This window comes from Ruegeria sp. AH12, assembly GCF_056541465.1.
In genome coordinates this window covers 1-636 of the sequence record NZ_JBQFYL010000180.1, presented here as the reverse complement: position 1 = coordinate 636, position 636 = coordinate 1, and the positions used below count along the sequence as shown (strand labels likewise).

The 636-nt window shown below is 59.1% G+C and carries 1 protein-coding gene and 1 pseudogene; both read left to right on the top strand.

From position 1 onward, the window contains the following. Positions 1–343, top strand: a pseudogene (locus tag ACR0EL_RS22470) (formate dehydrogenase subunit gamma); the annotation flags it as partial. Continuing rightward, on the top strand, positions 344–636 hold a 293-nt coding region (locus ACR0EL_RS22465), incomplete at its 3' end, for a WD40 repeat domain-containing protein (protein WP_480502354.1).

Genomic DNA, 636 nt, shown 5'->3' with positions numbered 1-636 from the left:
CCTGTCGCTGCTATTCCCGTTCGAGCTGCCGATGTTCGCCAAAACCTTCTCAATCGCCAATTCGACAGGTATTCCGCAGGCGTTGGGTCTGAACCTGCCAGTGCAGATGTCACCGCAGGAAGAGATGCAATATGCCCAAGTTTGGCATGTCATGGTCGCCTACGTGTTCATCGCCATCATCATCGCCCATATCTACCTTGGCTCGGTGGGCATGGAGGGTGCGTTTGACGCCATGGGCACCGGTGAAGTCGAAGAACAATGGGCACGCGAGCACCACTCGCTGTGGCTGGAAGAGGTGCAAGAAAAAGAGGCCGGCAAGGCAGCGGCCTCACCTGCAGAATAGATGCGCTGGCTCGCTCTTGCGCTTGTTTTGACCCCCCTGCCCGCCTGGTCCGAGTTTTTCACGCTCAAAGGCCATGGCGGGCCGATCATGGGGATCGCTTCGGCGCCGGATGGGCGTATCGCAACGGCCAGTTTCGACAATTCGGTCGGTCTCTGGACCGGACAGACACCGGAATGGCTGGAGGGGCACGAAGCGGCAGTGAACTCGGTCGTTTTCAATGGCACTGCAATCTATTCTGCCGGGGATGACTTTACCCTCCGCCGCTGGCCTGGAGGGGATGTTGTCGGGCAGCA